The 14,309-nt window shown below is 70.1% G+C and carries 17 protein-coding genes and 1 tRNA gene; 3 read left to right on the top strand and 15 right to left on the bottom strand.

The window, feature by feature from the left end; all coding sequences use genetic code 11:
- The first annotated feature begins 21 nt into the window (after positions 1-21).
- Positions 22-1,281, top strand: coding sequence for an FkbM family methyltransferase (locus ICW72_RS07735; RefSeq protein WP_191085672.1), 1,260 nt, complete (start codon positions 22-24; stop codon positions 1,279-1,281).
- A gap of 12 nt (positions 1,282-1,293) precedes the next feature.
- On the opposite strand, the gene ICW72_RS07730 is transcribed toward ICW72_RS07735, so the two are convergent.
- From ICW72_RS07730 to ICW72_RS07695, 8 genes are all read right to left on the bottom strand, one after another.
- Entirely contained in the window at positions 1,294-2,358 is a 1,065-nt protein-coding gene (locus tag ICW72_RS07730) for a mandelate racemase/muconate lactonizing enzyme family protein (RefSeq protein ID WP_191085671.1), read from the bottom strand.
- Positions 2,358-3,344, bottom strand: coding sequence for an ABC transporter ATP-binding protein (locus ICW72_RS07725; protein ID WP_191085670.1), 987 nt, complete (start codon positions 3,342-3,344; stop codon positions 2,358-2,360). Before ICW72_RS07725 ends, ICW72_RS07730 begins: the two co-directional genes overlap by 1 nt.
- On the bottom strand, positions 3,341-4,339 hold the full coding sequence (locus ICW72_RS07720; protein WP_191085669.1) for an ABC transporter ATP-binding protein: 999 nt from the start codon (positions 4,337-4,339) through the stop codon (positions 3,341-3,343). The genes ICW72_RS07725 and ICW72_RS07720 overlap by 4 nt, the downstream gene beginning before the upstream one ends.
- A complete protein-coding gene (locus tag ICW72_RS07715) occupies positions 4,336-5,223 on the bottom strand; it encodes an ABC transporter permease (RefSeq protein ID WP_191085668.1) in 888 nt (295 codons plus the stop codon). Before ICW72_RS07715 ends, ICW72_RS07720 begins: the two co-directional genes overlap by 4 nt.
- A gap of 1 nt (position 5,224) precedes the next feature.
- Complete coding sequence (locus tag ICW72_RS07710; RefSeq protein WP_191085667.1) at positions 5,225-6,142, bottom strand: ABC transporter permease; 918 nt, start codon at positions 6,140-6,142, stop codon at positions 5,225-5,227.
- A gap of 3 nt (positions 6,143-6,145) precedes the next feature.
- Positions 6,146-7,666 carry an ABC transporter substrate-binding protein gene (locus ICW72_RS07705; RefSeq protein ID WP_191085666.1) on the bottom strand — a complete coding sequence of 507 codons (1,521 nt, stop codon included), beginning with the start codon at positions 7,664-7,666 and terminating at the stop codon, positions 6,146-6,148.
- Positions 7,667-7,743: 77 nt separating this feature from the next.
- Positions 7,744-8,781 (bottom strand): uroporphyrinogen decarboxylase family protein, encoded by a 1,038-nt coding sequence (locus ICW72_RS07700; RefSeq protein WP_191085665.1) that lies wholly within the window; start codon positions 8,779-8,781, stop codon positions 7,744-7,746.
- Positions 8,781-10,175 (bottom strand): M20/M25/M40 family metallo-hydrolase, encoded by a 1,395-nt coding sequence (locus ICW72_RS07695; protein WP_191085664.1) that lies wholly within the window; start codon positions 10,173-10,175, stop codon positions 8,781-8,783. The genes ICW72_RS07700 and ICW72_RS07695 overlap by 1 nt, the downstream gene beginning before the upstream one ends.
- A 123-nt stretch (positions 10,176-10,298) precedes the next feature.
- On the opposite strand from ICW72_RS07695, the gene ICW72_RS07690 reads away from it, so the two are divergent.
- Positions 10,299-10,374, top strand: a tRNA-Glu gene (locus ICW72_RS07690).
- 2 nt (positions 10,375-10,376) lie between these two features.
- Here ICW72_RS07690 and ICW72_RS07685 read toward each other — a convergent pair.
- From ICW72_RS07685 to ICW72_RS07665, 5 genes are read right to left on the bottom strand one after another with little or no spacing between them, the layout of a single operon-like run.
- Positions 10,377-11,588, bottom strand: a complete 1,212-nt coding sequence (locus tag ICW72_RS07685) for a tyrosine-type recombinase/integrase (RefSeq protein WP_191085663.1) — start codon at positions 11,586-11,588, stop codon at positions 10,377-10,379.
- The gene (locus ICW72_RS07680; RefSeq protein ID WP_191085662.1) at positions 11,518-11,898 is read right to left on the bottom strand and encodes a hypothetical protein; all 381 of its coding nucleotides are present in this window, start codon (positions 11,896-11,898) and stop codon (positions 11,518-11,520) included. The genes ICW72_RS07685 and ICW72_RS07680 overlap by 71 nt, the downstream gene beginning before the upstream one ends.
- The gene (locus ICW72_RS07675; RefSeq protein WP_191085661.1) at positions 11,891-12,085 is read right to left on the bottom strand and encodes a hypothetical protein; all 195 of its coding nucleotides are present in this window, start codon (positions 12,083-12,085) and stop codon (positions 11,891-11,893) included. Before ICW72_RS07675 ends, ICW72_RS07680 begins: the two co-directional genes overlap by 8 nt.
- Positions 12,086-12,119: 34 nt before the next feature.
- Positions 12,120-12,608 carry a hypothetical protein gene (locus tag ICW72_RS07670; RefSeq protein WP_191085660.1) on the bottom strand — a complete coding sequence of 163 codons (489 nt, stop codon included), beginning with the start codon at positions 12,606-12,608 and terminating at the stop codon, positions 12,120-12,122.
- Entirely contained in the window at positions 12,601-13,137 is a 537-nt protein-coding gene (locus tag ICW72_RS07665; protein ID WP_223880897.1) for a hypothetical protein, read from the bottom strand. Before ICW72_RS07665 ends, ICW72_RS07670 begins: the two co-directional genes overlap by 8 nt.
- Here ICW72_RS07665 and ICW72_RS07660 point away from each other — a divergent pair.
- Positions 13,136-13,444: a hypothetical protein gene (locus ICW72_RS07660; protein WP_191086360.1), complete on the top strand. Its 309-nt coding sequence runs from the start codon at positions 13,136-13,138 to the stop codon at positions 13,442-13,444. The genes ICW72_RS07665 and ICW72_RS07660 overlap by 2 nt on opposite strands.
- Before the next feature lie 23 nt (positions 13,445-13,467).
- On the opposite strand, the gene ICW72_RS07655 is transcribed toward ICW72_RS07660, so the two are convergent.
- Together ICW72_RS07655 and ICW72_RS21305 are read right to left on the bottom strand one after the other, a co-directional pair.
- Positions 13,468-13,734, bottom strand: a complete 267-nt coding sequence (locus ICW72_RS07655; protein ID WP_191085658.1) for a hypothetical protein — start codon at positions 13,732-13,734, stop codon at positions 13,468-13,470.
- A gap of 470 nt (positions 13,735-14,204) precedes the next feature.
- Positions 14,205-14,300: a TraR/DksA C4-type zinc finger protein gene (locus ICW72_RS21305; protein ID WP_408639222.1), complete on the bottom strand. Its 96-nt coding sequence runs from the start codon at positions 14,298-14,300 to the stop codon at positions 14,205-14,207.
- Positions 14,301-14,309: the final 9 nt, after the last annotated feature.

Genomic DNA, 14,309 nt, shown 5'->3' with positions numbered 1-14,309 from the left:
CGCGCCAGGGATACCGCTTCCATGAACGCCGCCAGCCAGACCCCCGTGGCGCAGACCGACATGGTGGCCGCCGTGCGCTGGGCTTACCGGCTGGTGCTCGGCCGTGATCCGGAAAGCGACAAGGTCATCGCCAATTGGGCCTCCCTGCAAGACCCCCAGGCCGTGCTGCGCCACCTGGCGCGCTCGGGCGAGGCGGCGGAGGTCGCGGCCACGAACCGCCCGCTGATCGGCACCTGGCCTGATGCGCCGCTCGATGCCGAGGCCATTCGCGCCACCGGCCTTCTGCTGCATGGGACACTGCCGGCGCCGGAGGAGGTGGAGGCCACCCTCCAGCTCTGCCCGACCGGTACGGCGCTGCGCGAGGCCTTCCTCGACAGCGCCGCCTATGCCGCCGCACGCGACGGACGCGAGGCGCCTGTGCCGGTCGAGGCCGCGCCCCAGCCCTTGCCGCCGCATAGCGAGGCGGAGGTGACGCTGGACGGGCGTCGCCTTCGCATCCGTGGCCAGGAGGAAGACGCCTATTGGTCCGCCCTGCGGCATGGGGTGGTGGAAAGCTCCGTCATCTCGCTGCTGCGCGTCACTCGGGCCCATCTGGCCGGGGGCGGGCAGGGGGCGGTGCTGATGGATGTGGGCGCCAATATCGGCCTCGCTTCGCTGGCCATGGCGCAGGCCGCACCCGGCCATGCGGTGCTGCTGGCCATCGAGCCCAATGCCGCCAATGCCGGCCATCTCCGCCACAACCTTGCGGCGAATGGCCTGCCCCGCGCCCGGGTGGAGGAGATGGCGCTGGGCGCGCGTGGCGGCGAGGCGGAGTTCATGGCCGATGCCCGTAACTCCGCGACCGGCCATCTGGTCGCGCACGAGGCTGCCGCCGCCGGCGCCGGGCGCACGGTCCGGCGCGTTCCGGTGCAGCGGCTGGACCGGCTGCTGGCGGACCATGGCTGCGAGCGGCTGGACGTGCTGAAGGTGGATGTGGAGGGCGGCGAGGACGAGGTGCTGGCCGGTGCCGGAGACCTGCTGGCGCGCTACCGGACCCTGGTGCACATCGAGTTCAACCTCTGGACCATCATGGCCATGGCCGGCGCCAATCCGCGCCGCGTGCTGGAGAACTGGGCCGCCGCCTTCCCGCACATCGTGGCTTTCGGCGATGACGGCAATCCCGCCCCGCTGAAGGACAATGCGCTGCTGATGTGGTTCCTCTACGTCACCACCACGAAGCGGGGCGGCATGGGCGACTTGGTGCTATGCCATGACCTGGAATGGCTTAAGCGCTGGAAGTAGTCCCGCGCCCGCTCAGCGGAAGGCGAAGCCGATGCCGGGACGGTCGGGCAGGCGCATGACGCCGCCTTCGGCCACCATGTCCTCTTCCAGCATGGCGCGCAGCGAGGCCTGGGCGCCGTGCATCTCCAGCCAGCCGCCCGCGCCATGCGCCGCCAGCGCGGCCGCATTGGCGATGTCCCAGCCGCCCGCATGGGCCACGGGCACGCCATGCGCCTCGGCCAGCGCGAGCACCCGCAGCAATCCCGTGATGCCGCCGCAGAAGGCCGCGTTGGGCTGCACCCAGTCGAGGGCACCCCGCGCCAGCGCCTCGCGGAACCAGGTGAGAGAGTGCATCATCTGCCCCGCGCCCAGCGGCATGCGCACGGCGCGGCGCAGCGCCACCAGCCCCTCGATGTCGTTGTCGCGCAGCGGCTCCTCGAACCAGGCGATGTCGCATTCCTCGACCATGCGGGCGAGGCGCTTGGCATCGCCCAGCTGCATCCCGCAATTGGCGTCGAGGATCAGGCACGCATCGGGCCCGATGGCCGCGCGCACGGCACGCACCCGCGCCGCGTCCTCGGCCACGGAACGCCCGCCGGCGGCCACCAGCATCTTCACGCCGACATAGCCGCCCGAGATGGCATCGCGGCAGACCTGCACCAGCTGTTCCTCACTGTAGCCGGGCAGGCCCACCGTGGCGTAGCAGGGCACCTCCGTCCGCGCGCCGCCCAGCAGCCGCCACAGCGGCTCACCCAATGCGCGCGCCCGCAAATCCCACAGCGCCATGTCGAGGGCGGAGATCGCGGCGGTCAGCACCGTGCCCAGGCCGCGCGGGTTGAAACGCGCGGTGAGCATGGGCCCCACCGCCTCGATGCGCCGCGCATCCTGCCCGGCCAAAGCCTCGGCGATGCCGGTGTTGAGCAGTTCCGCCACTTGGGGCGCCAGGAAGCGGCCCGTGACGCCCTGGCCGACCAGCCCGTCCTCACCCTCGACGCGGCAGAGCACGAAGGCGGGCGCGTCCAGCGCCGCATAGCCGCGCGCCGCGGTGCCAAGCTTGGCGAGATGCCGGATCTCGGCCGAGACGCCGCGAATCTTCATCAGGCGGGCGCCATGGCCGCGTCCTGCTCCGCCGCATGGCAGGCGGCGCGCGACGCGCCCTGGTGGTGGCGCAGTTGCGGGGCCTCAACCTTGCAGCGGTCGAAGACCAGCGGGCAGCGCGGGTGGAAGGCGCAGCCGGGCGGTGGCGCCAGCGGGTCGGGGAAGACGCTGCCGAGCCTTGTGTCGGGCAGACCCAGGCGCGGGTTGGGCGTCAGCACCGAGGCGAGCAGCCCGCGGCTATAGGGGTGCTGGGCCCGGACCATGACCTCGGCGGTCGGGCCTTCCTCCACCACGCGGCCCAGGTACATCACGGCCACGCGCGTCGCGAGCATCTGCACGACCGCGAGATTGTGGCTGATGAAGAGCGAGGTCAGCCCCAGCCGCGATTGCAGATCCATCAGCAGGTTCAGGATCTGCGCCTGCACCGAGACGTCGAGGGCCGAGGTGGGTTCGTCGCAGATCAGCAGTTGCGGCTTCAGGATCAGCGCGCGCGCGATGGCCACGCGCTGTCGCTGCCCGCCCGAGAGCTGCGAGGGATAGGCCGCGGCATGGCGGGGGGAGAGGCCCACCAGGGCCAGCATCTCCGCGACGCGCGTCTCGCGTTCGGCCGCACTTCCCTCGCCATGCACGGCCAATGGCAGGCCCACGATGGAGGCGATGGTCTTGCGCGGGTTCAGCGAGGAATAGGGGTCCTGGAAGACCGGCTGCACCAGCCGCGCGCGTTCCAGGCGCCCCAGCTGCGCGATGGGGCGGCCGTCAATCAGCACCTCGCCCTCGGTGGGGGTTTCGAGGCCCAGCACCATCTTGGCCAGCGTGCTCTTGCCGCAGCCGCTTTCCCCCACCAGGCCCAGCACCTGCCCGCGCGGCACGGAGAGCGAGACGCCCCCCACCGCCATCAGCGGCCGCTTGGCGGCGAACATGCCGCGGCCCACGGAATAGCGCTTCACCACGTTCCGCAGTTCGAGGATGGGCTGTTGGTCGCTCATGCCGGGTTCTCCAGCAGGGAGGGCACCGCGGCGGGCAGGATGCAGCGCCAGGCATGGCCCTCCGCGCCGGTGACGACGGGGACGGGGCGCGTGCAGGGTTCGGTCGCGAAGGCGCAGCGGTCGCGGAAGGCGCAGCCCTCGATGCCGCCCACCAGGCTCGGCACCAGGCCCGGGATGGTGCCCAGCGGCACGCCCGGCTTGCTGCGCGCGGGGATGGGGATGCAGTCGATCAGGCCGCGCGTGTAGGGGTGCCGCGGCTCGTCGAAGACGGTGACGGTGGGGCCGCTTTCCACCACCTCGCCCGCATACATGACCGCCACGCGGTGCGCCACGCGCGCCACGATGCCGAGGTCGTGCGTGACCAGCAGCAGGCCCATGCCGAACTCCCGCTGGAGTTCCGCCAGCAGATGCAGGATTTCCGCCTGGATGGTGACGTCGAGCGCGGTGGTGGGCTCATCGGCCAGGATCAAATCGGGGCCGCACATCAGCGCCATCGCGATCATCACGCGCTGGCGCAACCCGCCCGAGAGCTCATGCGGGTATTGCCCGAGGCGGCGGGCGGCGGCGGCGATGCCCACGCGCTCCAGCAGGAAGACGGCGCGGTCGGTGGCTTCCCGGCGGTTGCCCTTGCCGTGGCGCAGGAAGGGCTCGGTCAGCTGGTCGCCGATGGTCCAGGCCGGGTTGAGGCTCGTCATCGGCTCCTGGAAGATCATGGCCATGCGGTTGCCGCGCAATTCTCGCAGGCGGCGCGGCGTGACGGAGAGCAGATCCTCGCCGGCGAAGCGCATATGCGTGGCGGTGCGGCGCGCGGAGCCCGGCAGCAGCCCCATGACGGCGAGCGAGGTGAGCGACTTGCCGCAGCCGCTCTCGCCCACCACGCAGAGCGTCTCGCCGCGCGCCACCGTCAGCGTCACGTCGCGCACCGCGTGCAGCACGCCATCGGCCACCGGGATCTGGACGGCGAGCTGCTTCACATCGAGGACGGGCGTGGTCATGAGCGGCCCTCCGGCGCGGTCGCGTCACGGATGCCGTCGCCCAGCATGTTGATGGCCAGCACCAGGATGCAGATGGCGAGGCCCGGCAGCAGGATGACCCAGGGGTCGAAGAGCATGACCTCCTTCGCCTCCGCCACCATCAGCCCCCAGGAGGGGAGCGGCGGCTGCACGCCAAGGCCGAGGAAGGAGAGCGCCGCCTCCAGCAGGATGGCCTGCGCCATCTCATAGCTGGCCACGACCACCAGGGCGGGGATGAGGTTGGGCAGGATTTCGCCCACCAGGATGCGCGGCGTGGAACAGCCCACCGCCTGCGCGGCCGCCACGTATTCGAGGTTGCGCAGCTGCATGGTCGCACTTCGCATCACCACGGCGAAGCGGTCCCACAGCAGCAGGCCCAGCACCAGCACCACCACCTGCAGCGACCCACCCGCCACGGCCACGACGGCCAGCGCCACCATCACCACCGGCAAGGAAAGGCGCGTGGTGATGAGGAAGGACACCACCGTGTCCACCCGCCCGCCGAAATACCCGGCCGCGACCCCCAGCACCGTGCCGATGACGCCCGAGACCAGCATGGTCAGCAGGCCGATGAGCAGCGAGATGCGCGCGCCATAGATCAGGCGCGAGAGGTAGTCGCGCCCGAGATTGTCCGTGCCCAGCAGGTAGCGCGGGTCGGCCATCTCGGCGTCGATGAAGGCGGGCGGGATCAGCCGGTCGTCCAGCGTCTGCGCATAGGGGTCATGCGGCGCGATGAAGGGCGCGAAGATCGCCATCAAGGTGATGAGGGCGAGGACCGTCGCGGCCAGGATCAGACCGGAATTGCCGAGGATGCGGCCGCGTTTCTTGCGAAGCTTGGGGCCGGCGGGTGCGGTGATGTCGCTCATGTCAGCCCCTGCGGATGCGCGGATCGAGCCAGGCGTTCAGGATGTCGGCCAGCAGGGTAAGCGCCACGTAGAACAGCGCCACCAGCAGCAGGATGCCCTGGACCACCGGGAAGTCTCGGCGGGAGATCGCCTCCCAGGCGAGATAGCCGATGCCCTGCAGCGCGAAGACCGTCTCGATGATGACCGAGCCCGAGAGCATGTTGCCGAACTGCACGGAGCACAGCGCCACCACGGGGATGATGGCGTTGCGCAGCGCGTGCTTCAGCACCACGACGCGGGCCGGCAACCCCTTGGCGCGGGCGGTGCGGATGTAGTCGGAGGTCATCACCTCCACCATGCCGCCGCGCGTGAGGCGCATCAGCACCGGGGCGGAGAACCAGCCCAGCGTGATGGCCGGCAGGACGAAGTGCAGCCAGCTGTCGGAGCCCGAGATGGGCAGCCAGCCGAGGGTGAGGCCGAAGAAGAAGATCATCAGCAGGCCGAACCAGAAATTCGGCATGGCCTGGCCGATGACCGCGATGCCCAGCGCGCCGCGGTCCACCCAGGTGTTGCGCTTGAGCGCGGCGATGATGCCGAGCGGCAGCGAGATCAGCAGCGCGATGACGAGGCCCGCGCCCGCCAGCGTCAGCGTCACCGGCAGGCGCGACATGATGAGGTTGGCGACGCTCTCCGGATAGAAGAGCGAACGCCCGAGATCACCCCGCACCGCCCGCCACAGCCATTCCGCGTATTGGACGATGATCGGGCGGTTCAGGCCGTATTGCTCGCGGATGCGTTCGACATCCGCGGGGCTTGCATCCTCTCCGGCGAGGGAGATGGCCAGGTCGCCGGAGATGCGCAGCAGCATGAAGGCGATGGCGGAGACGGCGACGCCGACCACCAGCGCCAGCAGCAGCCGGCGTAGGGTGAAACGCAGCACCGATCAGCGCCGCCAGCGGGCCGAGTAGAAGCGCGGCACCTCATCGGCCGTCGGCGCGAACTCCAGCTGCGAGTTGAAGGCGTAGGTCAGCGGGAAGGTCCACAGCGGCGCCCAATAGGCCTGCTCGGTGATGCGGCGCATGGCGGCCGTGTAGGCCTCGCGCCGGGCGGCGGGATCGGTGTTGTTGTCGCCACGCTCCAGCAGCGCCATCACCTCCGGGTCCCGCGTCATGTCGTCGGTGGAGCCGCGGAAGAAGTAGGAGGTGGAGTTGGCCACGTCGAACAGCGAGGTCGAGCCCCAGGAGCCGTAGGCCAGCCGCACCTGCCCCTCGCGCGTCGCGCGCTGGTAGGCGTCGTATTGCTGCCATTGCAGGTTCGCGGTGATGCCCACGGCGCGCAGATTGCCGATGATGGCCTCGGCCCAGGGGCGTTCGCGATAGCCCATGATGTTCACGGTGAAGCCGTTGGCGAAGCCCGCCTCGGCCAGAAGCTGGCGTGCGCGCTCGGGGTTGTAGTCGTAGCGCGTGATGCCGTCCTGCACGCAGCCGAACTGGTCCGGGTGGCAGGGGGTGTGCAGCGGGTCGGAGCCTTCGCCCACCAGGTTCCGCACGATGCCCGTGCGATCAATCGCGTGGTTGATGGCCTGGCGCACCCGGATGTCGCGCATCGGGTTGTCCTGCTCGCCGGTGCGGCCGGCGGCGTCCATCTGCAGATAGTGGAAGCGCACCGTGCCACCGGAGGCCACGGTCACGCCGCGGCGGCGCTGCAGGTTGCGCGCCTGGTCGGGTGTCACGCGCCACACCCAGTCCACGCCGCCGGTCAGCAGCTCGGCCACGCGGGTATTGGCCTCGGGCACGCGGCGGAAGACCAGGCGCTCCACCTCGGGCTGGCCCTTGGCGCCGCCGAAATAGCGGTCGAAGCGCTCGAAGACGATGCGCTGGCCGGCGCTGAGCTCCGTCACGCGATAGGGGCCGGTGCCGATCGGGTTGCGGCCCATGCCCTCGCGCCCGGTGGCGAGCGAGGCGCGCGGGATGATCAGCAGCGTGGTGAGGTATTCCTGCCAGGGGCCGAAGGGTGCGGGGGTGCGCAGGCGGACGGTGTGGTTGTCCACCAGCTCCGCGCCCGCGAGCCAGCGCGCGCGGCCGCCATTGGTCACCTGGTTCGCCGGGTCGAGGGCGAATTCGACGGTGGCCACCACGTCGCGCGCATCCACCGTGTCGCCATTGTGCGCGACGATGCCCTGGCGGATGCGCAGCTCGATCGTGGTGTCGTCCACGATGCGCACGGATTCCGCGAGGTGGTTCTCATACTCGCCGGTGCGGAGGTTGCGGTAGAGCGGCGCGTCCCAGACATGGAAGCCGAAGATCACGCCCTCGCGCGTCGAGTTGAAATAGGGCGAGACGTTCGCGGGCTCGGTGTCGGAGAACCAGCGGATGGTGTTCTGCGCCGGCTGCGCCAGCACGGCGGGTGCGCCGAACGTCACCGCGGCGGCCATGGCCACGGCCCCCAGAAGATACCTTCTCATGCTTGTGCCTCCTTGTTGTTCTTGACGATAAGGGCCTTGCCCGCAGGGTCAACCGCGAAGGCGGGCGCGCGCCGTATTCAGCCGAGTTCCGCGCGCACGATCGAGGCACCTTCGGACAGCGCGCGGAGCTTGGCGAAGGCGACATCGCGCGGCAAATATTTCATGCCGCAATCGGGCGCGGGGATGAGGCGTTCGGGCGGCAGCACCTCCAGCCCCGCGCGGATGCGCGCGGCCACGATCTCGGGCGTCTCCACCTCCCGCGTGCCGAGGTCGATCACGCCCAGCATCACCGCCTTGCCTTCCAGCTCCCGCAGGATGCCGAGGTCGAGCTTGGGCTGAGCCGCCTCGATGGAGATCTGCGCGGCGGTGGTGCCCGACAGTTCCGGCAGGAAGGAATAGCCCGAGGGCTTCTCGCTCACCATCGCCGCATAGCCGAAGCACATATGGACCACCGTGGTGCCCTCGATGCCTTCCAGCGCGCGGTTGATGGCGGGGATGGCGAAGCGGCGCGCACGTTCGGGGAAGGCCTGCATCCAGGGCTCGTCGAGCTGGATGACGTCGGCGCCGGCCGCCTTCAATTCGCGGATTTCCGCATTCAGCGCCACGGCGAAATCCATCGCGAGCTCCGCCTCGTCGGCGTAGAACTCGTTCTTCGCCTGCGCCGTCATGGTGAAGGGGCCGGGCAGGGTGATCTTGATGGCGCGATCGGTGTTGGCGCGGGCGAATTCCACGTCCCGCACCTCGACGGCGCGGGTGCGCGCGATGCGGCCCGTCACGCGCGGCACGATGGTGGGCTTGCCGGTGCGGCCGATGACCTCGCCAGGGCTGCCATGGTCAATGCCCTCCAGCGTGGAGGAGAAGTGGTTGCTGTAGCTTTCGCGCCGGATTTCGCCATCGGTGATGATGTCGATGCCCGCGCGCTCCTGGTCGCGGATCGCGATCAGGGTGGCGTCGTCCTGGGCCTGCTCCAGATAGGCCTCTTCCACGCGCCAGAGCTCGGGCGTGCGCACGCGCGGCACCAGGCGCCCGCGCAGCTTCGCCTGGTCCACGAGCCAGGCCGGCTGGGGGTAGCTGCCCACGACCGTGGTGGGCAGGAGGGGAAGTGTCTTTTGCATCAGCCGCGCTTTCCTTCGCCGATATCCCACCAGATGCCCGCCATCAGCCGCAGCCCTTCGCGCAGCAGCGGCGCGAGCGCGTGCTCGTCCGGCCCGTGCTGGTTGCAGCCGGCATAGGAGTTCGGAATCCAGAGCACGGGTAGGCCCAACTCCTCGATGAACATGTCCGACGGGTTGGAGCCCGAGGAGTTGGGCACGATGTTGGGCGCGCGGCCGGCGGTCAGCGTCATGCTTTCCGTCACCACGCCGACCCAGGGGTTGTAGGGGTCGGTGCGGGCGGCGCCGAAGACGTCGCGCTCGGCCACGGGGATGATCTGCACGCCCTCGAAGCCGCGCGCGTCCAGGTGCGCGCGGAGCGCCGGCAGGAAATCCTTGGCCGGCACATCGGCGGTGTGGCGGATTTGCAGCCGGGCGCGGGCCTCGCCCTGCACGGCGTTGGTGGGCGCGTCCGGGTGGCCCGTGATCTGCGCCAGCACGATGACGCTGGTCCAGCCGAAGATTTTTTCAGCTTTCGTCAGCCCGGGTTCGCCCCATTTGGGGTCGGCTTCGGGCAGGCCCGGGATGTCCTCGAAGACCAGGCCCGCGATGGCCTGGCGCACGCCGGGCGGGACGGATTTCGGCGTCCAGCCTTCCACCAGGATCTTGCCGTCCTGGTCCACGATGCTGGCCAGCGCATGCGCCAGCACGAAGCCCGGGTCGCGCAGCACGCCGCCCCAATGGCCGGAGTGATGCGCCTCGTTCCGCAGATGCACCACCAGATCGAAGGCGATGCCCCCGCGCGCGCCGAGCTTCAGCTCGGGCATGAAGGTGGTCTGCCGCGGGCCGTCCAGCCCGATGAACACGTCGGCCGCCAGCGCGTCGCGCTCCCGCACGATCATGTCGCGCAGCCCGGGCGAACCCTGTTCCTCGCCCGTCTCGACCAGCACCTTGGCGTTGAAGCCGAGCCGCCCGCGTTCCGCGATCACCGCGCGCAGCGCCTCGATGGCGATGAGGTGCTGGCCCTTGTTGTCCACCGTGCCGCGGCCATACCACTTGTCGCCCTTGACGGTGACGGCGAAGGGGTCGAGCCCGTCCGTCCACTTGCCGGCCAGGCCGCGCACCACGTCGCCATGGCCATAGACCAGGATGGTTGGCAGGGCAGGGTCCTCGATGCGGGTGCCGACATAGACCGGGCCGAAGCTCGGGTTCGGGTTGGGAATGACCCGGCCCTCGAAGCCCATGCCTTCCATCAGCGCGGGGATGGTCTCCTCGCAATATCGGATCAGGGCGGGCTGGCTGCCGGCCATTTGGCTCTCGGTGGGCACGGCGACCAGCCGCCGCAGCGCCTCCAGATAGGCGCCGCTGTCGAAGCATTCCTCCGCGCGCCGCAGCGCGCCGTCCCGGGACGGTTGCATCCTTGCCCAAAATCTCCCTGCCTTGGCGGGGCGGATGCTGGCACCGGCCACTGTATTCCACAACCGAGGGCCACCCCGGCTTGACCTATGGCGGGGGGGCCTCTATGCGACGGCCCAGCGCTTGTCCCGTTCGTCTAGAGGCCTAGGACACCAGCCTTTCACGTTGGCAGCACGGGTTCGAATCCCGTACGGGACGCCACCTTAGACTTTCGCCACTTTGCGCCTGTCTCGCCCATGGTCTGAGTTGCCAGTTGCCAGGGCAGTTTCCACCTCAGACCGGACCTTTTTCGCCGCCGCGCGGCCCGTCACGCCGGCATAGCGGCGGGTGTTGCCGGCGGCCTCTGCGGCCTCGATTGTCGCGCCGAAGACCTCCTCCAGCGTCTCCTGCACCGCCCGCGCGGAGGTGTAGCCGCCCGCGCCGCGCAGATAGATCTCCAGGTTGCTGTCGCTGGTGTGGCCCGTCAGCTCGCGCAGCATGCGATTGTCCAGGCCGCGCAGTTTCGCCGCGGTGGGGCCCGTGGCCCGTAGCCCGTGCAGCGTGTAGCGGGGCAGGCCCAGCTGTTCGAGCAGCCGCCGTAGCGTCTCCTGCGCGTTCAGGACGGTCCAGGGCCGGCCGCGCGGTGTCGCGAACAGCCGGCCATCGGCGCGCCCCTCCGTCAGGCGGAAGGCCTCGGCCAGCGCCTCGGGCACGTGCAGCACGCGCTCCACATCCGTCTTGCCCTGCACCAGGTGCAGTTGGCGCTCGGCCTCGCGGTAGGCGCTGCGGCGCCACCCGGTCACATCTCCCCCTCTCTGCGCGGTCAGCAGGTAGCCGGTCAGCAGCGCCCGGAATTCGGGCGTGGCGGCCGCCATCACCTTCGCCAGCACGTCCAATGGCCAGGCGCGGTTCTGGTCGCTGCGGCCCGTCTTGAGGCGCTTCACCTCGGCCAGTGGATTCGCGGTGACCAGGTGCGGGTTCATGCGGCGGTAGAGCGCGACCACGTCCTTCATGCGGGCGCGCAGCCGGTTCCAGGCGTCGGGCGCCGCCACGTGCTTTGCGCGCAGGGCCTCCCACCACCCGGCGTCCAGCGCCATCAGCGGCAGGGCGCCGAAGGCCCCCCGGAAGCCGTCCAGCACGCGGCGATAGTCCGCCTGCGTCTTGGGGGCGAGCTGCAGGAAGTCCGCGCTGGCGAGGTAGAGCGTGATTGCCGCGTCCACCGTGCCCGGCTGCTGGCGAGGCGCGGCGGCCTGTAGCGTGCCGTAGGCGGCGTGCACCCGCTCATAGGCCAGCAGGAAGGCGGCGCTGCCCTCGGGGCCCGGCAGGGCCCATTGCTGGCGCCCGCGCCGGTAGTAGAGCCAGACCCTATCCCCGCGTCGGACGCGCTTGAGGTGTCGCAGCTCGGGCGGGGCGGGTGCGGGGCGGCTGGAAGGCATGCAGGGCGTCCAGGGCGGTGATGCGGGCGGTAGCCTGCCCCACGCTGCCCTGGCCCTCCAGCCCCCACAGGCGGGCGGCGTGGGCCTCGATCTCGCCGCGGTGCCAGAGGGGGCCCAGGGTGGCCAGGCGGGCGGCGTGGGCGGGGTCCAGCAGGCCGGCGGCGGCCATGTCGCTGGGGCGGCGGCCGGCGGGCACAAGGCCCGCGGCGAGGGCTGCGCGAAAGTCCCGCTGCGACATGGAGAGGAAGCGCGCGGCGCCGGCCTCGTCCAGCAGGAGCGGCCAGGCGGGCGGGTGGTGACCGTCAGGCATTGGGTGCGACCCACGCGGGCTTCCCGTCGCGCGGCCCCTGGTAGGAACCCTCGCGCACCACCCGGACGATGTGGTGCATGTGCTTGGCCTTCTTCACGCCGCCCTCCATCATCGCCTGCACGACGGTGAGGCCATACTCGTGCACGCAGGCGCGGATATCGGCCGGCATGGCGTCGATCCGGGCCATGCGCTTTGCGCGGCGGGCCTGGGATGGGTCGGCGTCAGGCATCGGGGGCCTCACATCGCAGCGGCGCGTTGGCGAGTTCCAGCAGCCGCGTCGCTTCATGCGCCGTCAGGTCCTCAACCGCCTCAACGGCGGCGAGCAGTTCGTAGGCCTGCTCGGGGCTTAGCGGCCCCTCGGCTTCCATGAAGTGATTGAGCTCTTCCAGCGCGCCAAAGTCGGACAGGGTGTAGGCCAGAGTCTTGCCGCAGGTCGCGCACGCTATCGAGCAATCAACGCATGCCGCCTTGTAGCCCCCATCCTCGTGTGGTGGCTCTAAGGTCGGATCATCGCACCAAAGCCCCGACACCCCGGCCGACGCGACGGCCGCCCCAATGTGATCGGGGCAGTAGTTCTCGCACACGAAGCGGTTGGCCACATCCCACACCCAATAGGCCCCCGGAGGGTCGAAGTCGCGGGTTAGGGATCGGAGCCTCTCGACCAGCGTTTCCTGCGGGGACGGCGGCCCCATCGGCTCGACCTCAGCCATGGTCGATGTTCCGCTGCGCCACGGTGAAGGTGATGGCCACCACCTCCGGGTTGTCGGCCCAGGCGTGGGGCGGCTTGTGGAGGGTGTTCCAGAGGCCAGAGAACCAAAGGACCGCGTTTTGCCCGCAAGGCACATAAGGATCGGCGCCTCGCCAGTCATAGCCCTCGGCCTTGGCATCCGCCTCGCTGATCGCCTGCAACCGCTCCACCCGCACCGCGGTGACCGTCAGCGTCAGGCGCGAGGCCCAGCGGGGCATGTGGATGGAGGGGCGCCAGCGAAGTTCGGCCGGTACGACGCTGTCTGCCGCGTAGTAGGCGTGCACGCGCAGGTCGGGGCAGGCGTGGATGTCGTCGGGGTTGTCGCCCACGCGCGCATAGTTCTCGCGAACCCACAGCCGGTCGCCGGGCTGCACGCGCTTCCATGAGGTCGCGTTGAGGCCATAGGTCTCGCCGGCCCGGTTCGTCGTCGTGTCCCGGTAAGCCAGCCGCCGCGTCTGCGTCTTCCGGCCGGCCAGAAGGGCGCGCACCATGGGTGCGCTGAAGATGATGGGGAGATCACGCATGGTTGGTTTGACCGACCTCCTGGGGCTGCTGGACAGGTGGGACGAGTGGAAGAAGCTCAAGGCAGCCCCTGACCGCATCGATGCGCTGGAGCGAGAGCTGGCAGACCTTCGTGAGCGGTTGGGCCCGCCTGACCGGTGGCCGCCCGATGTGTGCAAGGCATGCGGCGCGCGGGCCCTGCGTATGCGGCGCACGTTCCCCCAGCCGGACATGCGGAAAATCATGCAGTTCTGGCGGTGCGAGGCGTGCCAAGTGGAGGAGCGGCGGCTGGCCTAGGCTTTGCGGCGGCGCGTCAGGCATCACTCACCGTCCGTCCACACGAGCCAGTCCGCCATCTCTCCCTTCTCGGTGAGGCCCCAGAGCCACATGTCGAAGCTGCGGATGATCTCGACCACGCGGGCGGGCTCCAGCTTCGCTGATGCCGCCAGTTCCTTCACGGTGACGAAATCGCCGCGCTTGACGGCCTTGTTCTCCAGGCGCGTCAGCAGGCTCATCAGTCGGCGCGCCTCAATCGTCTCGGGGTCCGTGATCACGCGGCCAAGCCGGTCCACATAGCGGTGTGCCATCACCCACCCCCTTCGCGCGTGTCCTGCTGGGCGGGCGGAAGGAACGGTTCACAGGGCCGAACGCGGACGGCGGCTTTTGCGGCTTCCCATCTCCGGTAGCTCTGCGCCGCCTCGTGGATTGCGCGGCGGATGCTGCCCTTCGGCATTTCAATCCAGACCACAGCGCGCGCCTCGTCGTCAGGCGGCATCGAATCATGGGTCGGCATCGGGCAAATCCTTGTCGTTGATAGCGCTCCGGGTCCCGCGCACGATATGGCCGAGCCACCGACCGAACGTGTGAGGCCACAGCCACGCCCACAGCAGAAACGCGCACAGAAAAAGGCCAAAGCTATCCATTCCGCGCCTCCATCTCATCCGCCTCGCGCCGCAGCGTCGCCGCCATGTCGCGCAGGTGCTGGGGTGTGGCGGTGGGTAGGATGTGAACCACCACGGCCCCATTCGCGTGGCCGCGGATCGGGGTGGGCTTTGGATCACCGCCCATGACGGCTCTCCCGTGCCTGCTGGCACCTAACGCAGCACACGGCCCCGGGCGCGGCTTGGCGGCGCGGTAGCGGGGTGCTGGCCATCCCCACCCC

The sequence above is a fragment of the Roseococcus microcysteis genome (assembly GCF_014764365.1).
GTDB lineage: Bacteria > Pseudomonadota > Alphaproteobacteria > Acetobacterales > Acetobacteraceae > Roseococcus > Roseococcus microcysteis.
Note: the sequence above shows the minus strand (reverse complement) of the source record. Positions and strands in the feature narration are given on the sequence as shown.